The sequence below is a fragment of the Plantactinospora veratri genome (assembly GCF_036421995.1).
In the GTDB taxonomy this organism is placed as follows: domain Bacteria; phylum Actinomycetota; class Actinomycetes; order Mycobacteriales; family Micromonosporaceae; genus Plantactinospora; species Plantactinospora veratri.
On record NZ_JAZGQL010000012.1, the window covers coordinates 300,216 to 313,043 of the forward strand.

A 12,828-nucleotide genomic window follows, 5' to 3' on the forward strand; every position below is an offset into this window, starting at 1 on the left:
CCGGGTCGCAAGCGTTGAGTCGGCAATCCAACCAATTGACACCGCCGACCAATTCTGCCGTGTCCCGGACGTCGTTCTCCGGTTGGACGTACCGACATCCCACAGCCCCCGGTCCTGGTCAGCGGCGGCGGCCGACCAGGTCGCCGGGCGCGGCCCGGAAGGAGCGATGACGGTGCGCGGAGCGGCGGGCGCGGAGGAGAACCTGATTTTCGAGCGTCGGGAATCGGCGGTACGGAGCTACTGCCGCCGATTCGACTGCGTATTCGACACGGCGGAGGGGAGCGTGGTCCGGGACGTCACCGGCCGCGACTATCTCGACTTCGTCGCCGGTGCGGGTTCGTTGAACTACGGGCACAACGACCCGGACATGCGGAAGGCGTTGATCGTCCACCTGGAACAGCGGGGGATGTCGCACAGCCTCGACCTGTCCAGCTCGGCCAAGAGCGCCTTCCTCACCGCGTTCGAGTCGATCGTCCTGCTGCCCCGGGAGCTGGACTACCGGGTGCAGTTCACCGGGCCGACCGGGGCGAACGCCGTCGAGGCGGCACTCAAGCTGGCCCGCAAGGTGACCGGGCGGACCAACGTCGTCGCCTTCACCAACGGCTTCCACGGCGTCTCGCTGGGCGCGCTGGCCGCGACCGGGAACCGGCACCACCGGATCGGCCCGCAACTTCCGCTGCCCGGCGTGACCCGGATGCCGTTCGACGGCTACCAGGGCGACGGGATCGACACCGCCGACCTGCTGGAGCGGATGTTGCGGGATCCGTCCAGCGGGCTGGACGCCCCCGCCGCGATCCTGCTGGAGACCGTGCAGGGTGAGGGCGGCCTGAACGTCGCCTCGGCCGCCTGGTTGCGGCGGATCGCCGAGCTGGCCCGGAGCAGCGGGGCGCTGCTGGTCGTCGACGACGTGCAGGCGGGCTGTGGGCGTACCGGCACGTTCTTCAGCTTCGAGCCGTACGACGTCGTCCCGGACCTGGTCGTGCTCTCGAAGTCGATCTCCGGGTACGGCCTGCCGATGGCGCTGCTGCTGATCCGCCCCGAGTACGACGTCTGGCAGCCCGGCGAGCACAACGGGACGTTCCGCGGCAACGTGCACGCCTTCGTCACCGCCCGGGTGGCGCTGACGAAGTTCTGGGCCGGCACCGGGTTCGCCGCCGACGTGGCCCGCCGCGCGGACCTGCTGGCCGCCCGGCTGGCCGAGGTGGCCGAGACCGTTCCGGGCGCCGTGGTGAAGGGGCGCGGGATGATGCGTGGCGTCGACGTCGGCTCGGGCGAGTTGGCCGAGGCGATCAGCCGGCGCTGCTTCGCCGACGGACTGATGCTGGAGACGGCCGGCTCGTACGACCAGGTGGTCAAGGTGCTGGCGCCGCTGACCACTCCGGACGACCTGCTCGACGACGGCCTCGACATCCTGCTGGCGGCGACCCGGGCCAGCGCGCCGGCCGGCGCCGTCGGGCCGGGGTCGGGCGGCGGGTCGGCGCGGGACGCGCGGGGCTCCTCCGGCCTGGTGCCGGCGTGACCGGGCCGACACCGGTGGCGCCGGGCGCCGCCGCACCCACCGTCGCGCCCCGTACCCCGACCCGGGTCACCCGGCCCGACGCCGGCCTGGTGCTGGCGGCGCGGGGCGTGGACAACCGGATCCGCTGGCGACCGGGTGAGCGCCTGCACCACCTCTTCGAGGAGCGCTGCGACCGGTTCGCCGTCGAGGGCGATCCGGGGCACCTGGCCGTGGACGACGGCGAGCACCGGCTGACCTTCGCCGAGCTGGACGCCCGGGCGAACCAGTTCGGTCGGCTGCTGTCGGCCCGGGGGGTACGGCCGGGAGATCGGGTCGGACTGCTGCTCGACCGGTCGGCCTACGCCTATCTGGCAATGCTCGCGGTGTCGAAGATCCATGCGGTGTACGTCCCGGTGGACGCCAACTTTCCGGCCGACCGGCTCGGCTTCGTGTTCGCCGACGCCCGGGTCGGGACGGTCGTCACGCTCTCGACGCTGGCCGACCGGCTCGACGGCGTCGCCGGCACCGTGATCCTGATCGACACCGACCCGGATCTCGACCGGTACCCACGGCACCGGATCGGACCGGACGAGCGGGGACCGGCCACGGACGAGCTGGCCTATCTCATCTACACCTCCGGCAGTACCGGCCGGCCCAAGGGCGTCGCCATCGACCAGGCGAACATCTGCAACTTCGTCCGGGTAGCGGTGGAGTGTTACGGGCTGCGCCCGGACGACCGGGTCTACCAGGGGATGACGATCGCCTTCGACTTCTCGGTCGAGGAGATCTGGGTGCCGCTGGTCTCCGGCGCGACGCTGGTGCCGAGCACCGCCCCCGGTGCGCTGGTCGGCAGCGACCTCGCCGGCTTCCTCGCCCGGCACCGGGTCACCGCGCTCTGCTGCGTACCGACGCTGCTGGCCACGATCGAGGAGGAGTTGCCGGAACTGCGGTTCGTGCTGGTCTCCGGCGAGGCGTGTCCGGCACACCTGGTGCAGCGGTGGCACCGGCCGGGCCGCACGCTGCTCAACGTCTACGGGCCGACCGAGACGTCGGTCACCGCCACCTGGACCCGGTTGGAACCCGACCGGCCGGTGACGATCGGGGTGCCGCTGCCGACGTACTCGGTGGTGATCCTGGACTCCGGGCACCGGCTCCTGCCGGCCGGTCAGACCGGGGAGATCGGCGTCGCCGGGGTCGGCCTCTCCCCGGGGTACGTCAACCGGCCCGACCTGACCGAGCGGGCCTTCATCCCGGACCCGGTCGGCATCCCGCACAACCCGTCGGGACGGATCTACCGGACCGGGGACCTCGGCCGGGTCACCCCCGACGGGCAGCTCGAATATCTGGGCCGGATCGACAGCCAGGTCAAGGTGCGCGGGTACCGGATCGAGCTGACCGAGATCGAGTCTGTGCTGCTGCGGCTGCCGGAGGTGGCCCAGGCGGCGGTGACGACGTACCAGCCGGAGCCCGGCGTCGTCGAACTCGCCGCCTTCTACACCCGGCGGGCCGGTGCGGCGGCGCTGGACCACGCGGCGGCGCTGGCCGCGCTGCGGACCCGGCTGCCCGGCTACATGGTCCCGGCCTATCTGGAGGAGCTGCCGGAGCTGCCGACGCTGCCCAGCGACAAGGTGGACCGCAAGCGCCTGCCCGCGCCGCGGTCACGTGCGCTGCCGACGACGCCGGTGGTCGCTCCGGTCGGGCCCACCGAGTCGGCCCTCGCGGACCTCCTCGCCGAGCTGCTGCGGGTGGACCGGGTCTCGGTCCGGGACGACTTCTTCACCGACCTCGGCGCCGACTCGCTGGTGATGGCCCGGTTCTGCACCCGGCTGCGGGAGCGGCTCCGTGCCGACGTCTCGATCAAGGACGTGTACCTGAATCCGACCGTCCGCGACCTCGCCACCGTCGTCGGGGCGGAGACCCCGCAGGCGCCGCCCGAGCCGCCGCGCCCGGTCCACCGCGTGCCGAGCAACCTGGAGTGGTACGGCTGCGCGGTCTTCCAGACCCTCTTCGGCCTGGGCTTTCTGGTCCTGCTCGCCGCGGTGGCACTGGCCGGGTACACCTGGATCTCCGACGGTGCCGGCGCGGTCGACGTCATCCTCCGGTCGCTGGGCTTCGGGGCGGCCTGGTTCGCCGTGCTGGCGGTGCTGCCGGTGGCACTGAAGTGGCTGCTGGTCGGGCGGTGGCGGGCCGGCACCTTCCCCATCTGGGGGTGGCGATACCTCCGGTTCTGGGTCGTCAAGCGGATGATCCGGGCCAACCCGCTGGTGCTCTTCGTCGGGTCGCCGGTCTACAACCTCTACCTGCGCGCGCTCGGCGCGAAGATCGGCCCGGGTGCCCTGCTGCTCTCCCGGTCGGTGCCGGTCTGCACCGACCTGATCGAGATCGGCGCCGGCACCGTCGTCGGCCGGGGCACGAGCTTCCTCGGCTACCGGGCCGAGGCCGGCTGGATCACCACCGGCCCGGTCCGGCTCGGCCGGGACGTCCAGGTCGGCGAGGGCAGCGTGCTCGACCTCGACACCGTACTCGGTGACGGCGCCCAGCTCGGGCACGCCTCGTCGCCGCGTGCCGGGCAGGTCGTACCGGCCGGGGCCCGCTTCCACGGTTCACCCGCGGTGCCCGGCGGGAGCGGCAATCCCGCGGCGGAGCCCCGGCACTGCTCGACGGCGCGCCGGGGGGCGTACGGCGCCGCTCAACTCCTCGGCCGGGTGGTGGTCGACACCCAGTTGCTGGTCGTACTCGCCGCGGTGGCCCTCGCGCTGGACGTCAGCACGGTCCCCGGGTCGCTGCTGCTGTACTTCGGCGCCGTGCTGCTCGGCGTGCTGCTGGTGCTCGCGGTGCCCCGGCTGGCGAACCTCTTCCTGGCCGCCGACCGGGCGTACCCGCTCTACGGCTGGCGCTGGATCTGCTTCCAGACCGTCTCCCGGTTCAGCAACGTCCCGTACTTCAACCTGCTCTTCGGAGACAGCTCCTACGTGGTCGGCTATCTCCGGGCCGTCGGTTGGCGGTTCCACCAGTTGCGCCAGACCGGGTCGAACTTCGGCTGCGGGCAGCGGCACGACACGCCGTTCCTCTGCGAGGTGCGCGGCGGGGTACTGGTCTCCGACGGGCTCTCCATGGGCAACGCCCGGTACTCGTCCTCCTCGTTCGCGCTGTCCCGGGTCACCATCGGCGCGGAGAACTTCCTCGGCAACCGGGTCGTCTTCCCGGCCGGGGCGCGGGTCGGCGACAACTGTCTGCTGGCGACGAAGGTGATGGTGCCGGTCGACGGGCCCGTCCGGTCCGGCGTCGGGCTGCTGGGGTCACCGCCGTTCGAGATCCCCCGGTCGGTACGCCGGGACGCCGGCTTCGACGAGCTGCGGACCGGGGACGAGTTCCGCCGCCGGCTGGCCCGGAAGAACCGTTCGAACCTGCACACCATGGGCTGGTACCTGCTCAGCGGCTGGCTGCTCTTCCACCTCTCGATCCAGATCGTGGTGCGGGTCGAGGGCATCCACGACGGTGCCCGGCCGAACCTCTGGACCTTCAGCGCCGGGATCCTGCTCGCCCTGCTGCTGATCGTCGGCTACTCGGCCCTGGTGGACTGGCTCTGCCTCGGCTTCCGCCGCCTGCGGCCGCTCTGTTGTTCGATCTACGACCCCCGGTACTGGCGGCACGAGCGGTACTGGAAGCTCACCGGGGTGGGGCACCTCGGCCTGTTCAACGGCACCCCGCTGAAGCCGCTGCTGCTGCGCCTGCACGGCGTACGGGTCGGCCGGCGGGTCTTCGACGACGGCTGCGGGATGCCGGAGCGGACCCTGGTGCGGATCGGCGACCACTGCACGCTGAGCGAGGGGTCGACGCTGCACTCCCACTCGCTGGAGGACGGGACGTTCAAGACGGACCGGATCCGGCTGGGCCGCGGCTGTTCGGTCGGTACGGGCGCACTGGTGCACTACGGGGTCGAGTTGGCCGACGGGGTGGTGGTGGCGCCCGACTCGTTCGTGATGAAGGGCAGCAGCCTGCCGGCCGGCACCGTCTGGCGGGGCAACCCGGCCCGCCGGGTGTCGACCGGCGTCGCCGTCGCGGACGGCGAGCGGCGGGCGGAGTAGCCGGAACGCCGACCGGCCGCCGGTGGACGTCGCCGTGGCCGGTCGTGCGGTCGCCGGTCCTGTTCGGAGGGCGTTGACAGCCTATACATAACCGTTAAGCTCTAACCGTTATGTATAGGCGGCCGGGGTTCGCGCACGGGCCGGCACCGCCGCGCCAGGGGGAGGGGCGACCCATGACCGAGCACGCCGTCCAACCGGCCGCGACCGCCGCGCCGCCGGACGTACCCGAGCCGGCCGCGACCACCGACGGCGGGCGGCTCGCGCCGCCCCCGCTCGCCTGGCGACCGCTCGGCGCCGTCGCCGCCCTGGTCGCCGCGCTGCTGCTGGCCACCAACGGCGGCTACGGCTACCACCGCGACGAGCTCTACTTCCTGCTGCTCCGCCCCGACTGGGGCTACCGGGACCAGCCGCCGCTCACCCCGGCGATCGCCCGGCTGGCCGACGCCATCTCCGGGGGCTCGCTCTGGGGGCTGCGGGTGCCGGCCACCCTCTGCGTACTGGCGGCACTGCTGCTGGCCGCCCTGCTCGCCCGGGAACTCGGCGGCGGCGCGCTCGCCCAGACCCTGGCCGCGTTCGGCCTCGGCACCGGGGCGGCCACGCTGATCTTCGGACACGTGCTGCTCACCGCCGGGTTCGACCTGGTGGTCTGGCTCGGCATCGTCCTCTGTGCCGCCCGGGCGCTGCTGCGCGACCAGCCGCGCTGGTGGCTGGCCGCCGGGGCGGTGCTCGGGATCGGGCTCTACAACAAACTGCTCGTGGCGCTGCTGCTGGTCGGGCTCGGCGTCGGGCTGCTGGCGGTGGGGCCGCGCCGGGTCCTGGCCAACCGGTGGCTCTGGGCGGGCGTGGCCCTCGCCCTGCTGGTCGGCGCGCCCAACCTGGTCTACCAGCTCGGCCACGAGCTGCCCCAGGCCGACATGGCCGGCGCGATCGCCGAGAACAAGGGCGCCGAGTCGCGGAGCACCTTCGTGCCCTTCCAGTTCCTGCTGATCGGGCCGCCACTGGCGGCGGTCTGGCTCGCCGGCCTGGTCGGGCTGCTGCGTCGCCGACCGTGGCGACCGGTACGCGCGCTCGCCGTCGCGTACCTGGCGGTCTGCGTACTGGTACTCGTCTCCGGCGGCCAGCCCTACTACTCGTACGGATTGCTCGGCGTGCTCTTCGCCGCCGGCTGCGTACTGGTCGCCGAGTGGCTGCGGCGGGGGCGACGGCGGGTCCGCGCGGTCGTGGTCGGCGCGGCGTACCTGCTCAACGCGGTGACGAGCGCGGTGATCGCGCTGCCGCTGCTCCCGGTCGAGGTGCTCGGCGGCACACCCGTGCCCGGGATCAACATCACCGCCGCCGACTCGGTCGGCTGGCCCCGCTACGTCGACCAGGTGGTCCGGGCGTACGACGAACTCGCGCCCGCCGACCGGGCCGCGGCGGTCGTGCTGACCGCCAACTACGGCGAGGCCGGTGCGCTCACCCGACTCGGTGCCGACCGGCTGCCGCCGATCTACAGCGGACACAACGAGCTGGGCTACTACGGACCGCCGCCGGAGTCGGCGACCGTGCTGATCGGGGTCGGCGTGGGGGAGGCGGCGGACCTGCACCGCTACTTCGGCACCTGTCGGACCGCCGGACGGCTCGACAACGGGGTAGGGGTCGACAACGAGGAGCAGGGCGTGCCGATCGTGGTCTGCCAGGACCGGCGGCCGGCCTGGGCCGAGCTGTGGCCCCGAATCCGGCACTTCGACTGATGCCCCGGCAGAGCGCCGGGCGGCGGGCGGGACAATGCCGGTGCGGCCGTTCTGGTTTGATACGGCGGTAGCGGTGCGGACCACGCACACCGCCACCTTGCCGGTTGTTCGTCGCGAATCATCCGTCCCAGAGGCAACCGATGACCGGCAGGGTGCGTCTTGTCAAATGTCGGTCCAGGACTACGTCGGTGAGGGGTGCCGGTGCGAAGGCGACTGCTGCTGCGTTCGTGCGTGCTCGTGTTGCTCGTCGGTGCGGGTGCCGCTTGCAGCGAGTCGGATCCGGAGGCCGAGACCCCCGGACTGGCGGCCCGGGGCACCACCATGACCACGGCGAAGCCGGCCCGACAGAATCTCGACAACCGGGTCAGCCTGACCGGCAGGGTCACCATGAACCCGGTCTTCGGCGTGGTGGCACCGGTCGCCGGGCAGATCCGCTACCGCGACGTCGACCCGCCGCAGAGCACGCCGACCAAGGCGACGCGGGTGGCCAGCGTCTGGGCGAAGGGCAAGTCCCACCGGGTCGACGTCCCGGCCGGTGCCGTCTTCGCCGGTCGGCTGGTGGACGACCGCTCCAACGTCACCGCCGGGATGCCGGTGGTGTCGGCGAAGCGCATCGGGTACGGGCTGGTCGCGGAGATCGACGGCGCTCAGGCGTACCAGATCTCGGATTCGCTGGCGACCGTGCAGGCCCAGATCAAGAACGGTCCCGGCCCGTTCGCCTGCAAGGTCCTCGGCACCATCGCCGCGCTCCCGGCCGGGACGATCCCGGACCCGCCGGCCCCGGAGCCGTCGACCGACCCGTCCGCCGGCCCGGGTGCGCGCCCGGTCGTACCGGTCGGCCCGCCACCGGACCCGAGGCAGCCGGTCGAACCCTCCGAGCCGACCGGCATGCGGCTGGTCTGCACGGCGCCCGCCAACGTCAAACTGATCAACGGTGCCACCGCCACCCTCCAGGTGGTGACCGCCCGGGCGAAGAACGCACTCGTGCTCCCGGTCGAGGCGGTCGCCGGAGGTCAGGGCAGCGGCAAGGTGGACGTGGTCGGCCCGGACGGCAACCGGGAGACCCGGGACGTGGTACTGGGGCTCAGCGACGGCAAGGTCGTGCAGATCAAGTCCGGGCTGACCGGTGACGAGACGGTCGCCGTACCCGGCCCCAACCTGCCGCCGGCGAAACCGGCGCCGGGACAGCCCGGCGGCCCGGCCGACCCGATGGGCGGGAAATGACGGCGCTGCTGGAGTTGCACGGCATCACCAAGACGTTGAAGGGGCAGCGCACGCCACGGACGATCCTCGACGGCGTCGACCTCACCGTCGCCGAGGGGGAGAGCGTGGCGATCCTCGGCCGGTCCGGCTCCGGCAAGAGCACCCTGCTCAGCCTGATCGGCCTCTTCGACCGTCCGGACGGCGGCCGCTATCTGCTCGGCGGCCGGGACATCACCCGGCTGCCCGAACGCCGGGCGGCCGCCCTGCGCAGCGCCGAGTTCGGCTTCGTCTTCCAACGGTTCTTCCTGCTGGGGCACCTCACCGCCGCCCAGAACGTGGCGATGGCCCTGGTCAACGGGCAGGGCTGGCTACCGCGCCGCAAGCGCCGGGCCCGCACCATGGCCGCGCTCGACCAGGTCGGCATCGCCCATCTGGCGAAGCACCGCCCGGCCCGGCTCTCCGGCGGCGAACAGCAGCGGGTGGCGGTGGCCCGGGCCCTGGTCCGGGAACCCCGCCTGCTGCTGGCCGACGAGCCGACCGGCGCGCTCGACACCGAGACCGGCAACCTGGTGATCGAGGTGATGCGCTCGGCCACCGAACGGGGCTGCGGGCTGATCCTGGTCACCCATGACCGGGACCACGCCGACAAGATGCGCCGGGTGCTGCGGCTGCGCGACGGGGTGCTCGAACCGGCGACCTCCACCGCGGACCCGGCGTGGAGCACGCAACCCGCCCAGTCCGAGTCCGCCCGGTCCGAGTCCGCCCAGTCCGAGACCCTGCCGTTCGGGGCGGTTGCGGCGCCGGAAGGGGCGAGCCGGTGATCCGGCTCTCCGGGCGGTTCCGCTCCGCGCTGATCATCGGCGCCCAGGGCATCCGGGCCCGCAAGATGCGTACCTTCCTGTCGATGGTCAGCCTCTTCCTCGGCGTACTGGCCGTGGTGGTGGTGCAGGCCGGCGCCGAGACCCTCGAACAGGCCCAACTGACCAACCTCGCGCTACAGGTGGGCAAGGACGGCACTCGGCAGGCGTACCTGCCGGGCGGCCGGGAGGCCGTCCGGGCCAGCTCGGAGACGCTGGCGAACCGGCCGGACGCGGTCGCGATCGTCACCCGGCAGGCGACCGTCGGCGAGCCCGGAGTCGCCCCGGTCAACCCCGGCGGGGCCCCGTTCGACCAGGCCGGCGGCTACGGCGGCCCAGGCGGCCCGATGTACTGCGACCAGTACGGCTGCCGCCCGATCTCGCCGGGCGGTGACGGCGGGACACCGGTGCCCGGTCAGGCGATCGAGTTGACCCTGACCACGTTGACCGGCGACATCCGCCAGTTCAAGCCCTTCCGGGAGGTTTCCGGGGAGTGGCTCGACTTCACCTCGGCGCCCTCCCTGGCACCCCGGCTGGTGCTCAACCTGGAGGCGGCGAAGGGCTTCAACCGGCACCAGGTGCCGGCCGAGATGCGCATCGACGGGGCGACGGCCAACCCGACGCCCCGAATCATCGGTGTGGTCGACGACGGCAGCCCGCAGCCGGTCGCCTACTCCCGGGCCGACGAACTGGCGACCTGGATGGCTCCGGCGGCCGAGTCGAGCGAGTTCGGGCCGGGCCTCCAGGTGATGATGGCCCCGACGGCGGGCGAACTGGAGCGGCTGCTGGTGCTCCGGCTCACCGCGACCGGGATACCGGCGGACCAGATCCACTTCGAGACGATCGAGGCCCGTCAGCAGATCGCCCGGGACCTGGCCCTGATCCGCTGGATCTTTCTCGGCATGGCCAGCCTGGTCCTGCTGATCGGGGTCGCGGGAATCCTCAACGTCGGGCTGGCGACGGTGGGGGAGCGGGTCGAGGAGTTCGCGCTGCGCCGGGCGGTGGGCACCTCGCGCCTGCTGCTGGCCGGCATCGTCCTCGCCGAGACCCTGCTCACCGGCCTGCTGACCGCGGCCGCCGCCATCGGGGTGTCCGCGCTCGCCCTGAACGTGGCCGGCACCCTCTTCGCCGACCAGGCGCCGTTCCTGGCGGACACGGTGTTCCCGTGGCGCGCGGGAGTCGCCGGAGTCATCGCCGGCCTGGTGGCCGGGCTGCTCGGCGGTCTCATTCCGGCCATCCGGGCCGCCCGCATCCCGATCGCGACCGTCATGCGCGCCTGACGAAGGCGCCGGGCCGGGCCGAGCCGGGCAGCCGGTCGACGTCGGCCCGGACGTCCGGTAGACGGCTATACCCCGGCCAGGCTGCTCCAACCCCTGTTCCCGGCCGGCACTCGCCGCAGCGGCGGCTGGCGGACGCCGCCCCGGAGAGGTCTACCCGAGATCCCTTCCGGTCCGGCCGCATGTCTTGCCGTCGGCCGGGAACCGCACACGCACCGGACGACCGGGCGGGACGACTCGGCAGCGAGGGTGGTGGGGATGGGCGCGAAGAGGCGACCGGCGGACCAGGATCCGGGCGGACAGCTCCGGCCGGCCGACGCCGACGGCGGTCAGGCGGCCCCGGACGGGCAAAACCGTGGACCGCAGTCGGTCGGACCGTGGGGGACCACCGGCGGTACGGAGGATCGGGACGCGCCGTGGGGCGCGGCCGAGGACTCGCCGCTGGACGAGGGAAGCGAGGAGGCCGGCCTGCCACCCGCGCGACGTGCCGAACGGCGGGCCGACGCGCAGCCGCCCCAACCGTGGCCGCAGGGGGCGGGCAGACACGGGTTCGGTTCGGTCGAGCCGAGCCGTACCCCGGAAGCGGGACCCGGTGGCGCACCCTCCGACCCCGGGCCGGGCCGCCGGTTCTTTCCCGACGACACCGCGCTCGACGACCTCCGCAACAACCCGCTGGAGGAGGAGACCGGCATGCACTCCGAGGGCGTCAGCCGGCACGAGTAGCGCGACCCCGGCCGCACCCCCGCCCGGCCGCCCCGGGGACCGGAGGAGGGGTCAGGGCGTCGGGCCGGGCTCGGTGAGGGTCAGGGCCTGGCTGGGGCAGATCCGGACCGCTTCGTGTACCCGGCGGACCGTTTCGGCGTCCTCGGGTGCGGCACGGAGGATGATCACGGTGCCGTCGTCGTCGCTCTGGTCGAAGACGGCGGGTTCGGTGAGTACGCACTGGCCGGCACCGACGCAACGCTCCAGGTCGGCTGTTATCCGCATCCCGCCGCCTACCAGGTGACCGGGAGCGAGTGCAGGCCGTAGACGGTGGAGTCGTCCTTGAAGGACAGCTCGTCGACCGGCACGGCCAGCTTGAGGTCGGGAATGCGGGCGAAGAGACTGTCGAAGACGATCTGGAGTTCGACCCTGGCGAGGTTCTGCCCCAGGCACTGGTGGGCACCGAAGCCGAACGCGATGTGGTGGCGGGCGGCGCGGTCGATGTCGAAGGTGTCGCCGTCGGTGAACGCCGCCGGGTCCCGGTTCGCCGCGTTGGCGAGCGTGACGACGCCCTCGCCGGCCCGGATGAGCACCCCGCCGATCTCGACATCCTCGACGGCGATCCGCGAGGTGACGTACTCGGCGATCGTGAAGTACCGGAGCAGTTCCTCGACGACCTGCGGTGTGACGGCCGGGTCCCGTTTCAGCGCGGCCAGCGCCTCCGGCCGCTCCAGCAGGGTCATCGTGCCGAGCGAGATCATGTTTCCGGTGGTCTCGTGCCCGGCGAGCAGCAGCAGGAAGCCTAGGCCCGCCAGGTCCTCGTGATCGGCTCCCCTGCCGAGCTGCCGGCTGAGCAGGTCGTCACCGGGTGTCTTCGCCTTCTCCGCGATCAGCGTGGCCATGTATTCGCGGATCTCCTGGGCGGCGGCGAAACGTTCCTGCGCCGGGGCCGACCGGAGCAGCAGGTTCGCCGAGCGGCTCTGGAAGAAGTCGTGGTCGGCGTAGGGCACGCCGAGCAGCTCGCAGATGACCAGCGACGGTACCGGCAGAGCCAGCGTCGACACGAGGTCGGTCGGGCGCGGCCCGGCGAGGATGGCGTCGAGGCAGTCGTCGACGATCTGCTGGATGCGCGGGCGCAGCGCGTTCATCCGCTTGATGGTGAACTCACCGACGACGGCGCGACGGGCCGTGCCGTGCTCCGGCGGGTCGAGCTCGATCAGCACCGGCCGTTGATTGGCACGCTGCTGTCCGGGGGACTGCAACGGATAGCCGTCGCGTTGCCGGTCGGAGCTGAACCGTGGGTCGGTGAGCATGGCGCGGATGTCTTCGAGCCGGCTCAGCGCCCATGCCGTCGAGCCGTCCGGCAGGGTCACCCGGGCCACCGGCTCCTGCTGTTGCAACCGCAGGTGTTCGGCGGGTGGCGCGTACGGGCAGGTGCGCTTCAGGGGGAGTATCGGAGAAGCGGTCATC

Annotated in this window: 9 protein-coding genes; 7 read left to right on the plus strand and 2 right to left on the minus strand. The window is 72.7% G+C overall.

The features are described from left to right. Positions 1-166 precede the first annotated feature (166 nt). The 7 genes from ectB (at position 167) to V1634_RS18155 (ending at position 11,379) form a co-directional block, all read left to right on the plus strand. Complete coding sequence (gene ectB / locus V1634_RS18125; protein WP_331209030.1) at positions 167-1,519, plus strand: diaminobutyrate--2-oxoglutarate transaminase; 1,353 nt, start codon at positions 167-169, stop codon at positions 1,517-1,519. Continuing rightward, positions 1,516-5,586 carry a Pls/PosA family non-ribosomal peptide synthetase gene (locus V1634_RS18130; RefSeq protein WP_331209031.1) on the plus strand — a complete coding sequence of 1,357 codons (4,071 nt, stop codon included), beginning with the start codon at positions 1,516-1,518 and terminating at the stop codon, positions 5,584-5,586. The genes ectB and V1634_RS18130 overlap by 4 nt, the downstream gene beginning before the upstream one ends. Before the next feature lie 173 nt (positions 5,587-5,759). After that, the gene (locus V1634_RS18135; protein WP_331209032.1) at positions 5,760-7,319 is read left to right on the plus strand and encodes a glycosyltransferase family 39 protein; all 1,560 of its coding nucleotides are present in this window, start codon (positions 5,760-5,762) and stop codon (positions 7,317-7,319) included. Positions 7,320-7,520: 201 nt separating this feature from the next. Beyond that, entirely contained in the window at positions 7,521-8,543 is a 1,023-nt protein-coding gene (locus V1634_RS18140) for an efflux RND transporter periplasmic adaptor subunit (protein WP_331209033.1), read from the plus strand. Continuing rightward, positions 8,540-9,343, plus strand: a complete 804-nt coding sequence (locus V1634_RS18145; protein WP_331209034.1) for an ABC transporter ATP-binding protein — start codon at positions 8,540-8,542, stop codon at positions 9,341-9,343. The genes V1634_RS18140 and V1634_RS18145 overlap by 4 nt, the downstream gene beginning before the upstream one ends. Continuing rightward, the gene (locus V1634_RS18150; RefSeq protein ID WP_331209035.1) at positions 9,340-10,659 is read left to right on the plus strand and encodes an ABC transporter permease; all 1,320 of its coding nucleotides are present in this window, start codon (positions 9,340-9,342) and stop codon (positions 10,657-10,659) included. Before V1634_RS18145 ends, V1634_RS18150 begins: the two co-directional genes overlap by 4 nt. 255 nt (positions 10,660-10,914) lie before the next feature. Then, positions 10,915-11,379 (plus strand): hypothetical protein, encoded by a 465-nt coding sequence (locus V1634_RS18155; protein ID WP_331209036.1) that lies wholly within the window; start codon positions 10,915-10,917, stop codon positions 11,377-11,379. Between the two features lie 51 nt (positions 11,380-11,430). Here the strand turns inward: V1634_RS18155 and V1634_RS18160 are convergent, their stop codons facing one another. After that, positions 11,431-11,643, minus strand: coding sequence for a ferredoxin (locus tag V1634_RS18160; protein WP_331209037.1), 213 nt, complete (start codon positions 11,641-11,643; stop codon positions 11,431-11,433). Positions 11,644-11,651: 8 nt separating this feature from the next. Continuing rightward, positions 11,652-12,827: a cytochrome P450 gene (locus V1634_RS18165; RefSeq protein WP_331209038.1), complete on the minus strand. Its 1,176-nt coding sequence runs from the start codon at positions 12,825-12,827 to the stop codon at positions 11,652-11,654. Between the last annotated feature and the right edge of the window lies 1 nt (position 12,828).

Excerpts from the sequence above, each read along its gene's own strand:
- V1634_RS18155 (WP_331209036.1), top strand. The coding sequence starts at position 10,915 with ATGGGCGCGAAGAGGCGACCGGCGGACCAGGATCCGGGCGGACAGCTC.
- ectB (WP_331209030.1), top strand. The coding sequence starts at position 167 with ATGACGGTGCGCGGAGCGGCGGGCGCGGAGGAGAACCTGATTTTCGAG.
- V1634_RS18165 (WP_331209038.1), bottom strand. The coding sequence starts at position 12,827 with ATGACCGCTTCTCCGATACTCCCCCTGAAGCGCACCTGCCCGTACGCG.
- V1634_RS18145 (WP_331209034.1), top strand. The coding sequence starts at position 8,540 with ATGACGGCGCTGCTGGAGTTGCACGGCATCACCAAGACGTTGAAGGGG.
- V1634_RS18160 (WP_331209037.1), bottom strand. The coding sequence starts at position 11,643 with ATGCGGATAACAGCCGACCTGGAGCGTTGCGTCGGTGCCGGCCAGTGC.
- V1634_RS18135 (WP_331209032.1), top strand. The coding sequence starts at position 5,760 with ATGACCGAGCACGCCGTCCAACCGGCCGCGACCGCCGCGCCGCCGGAC.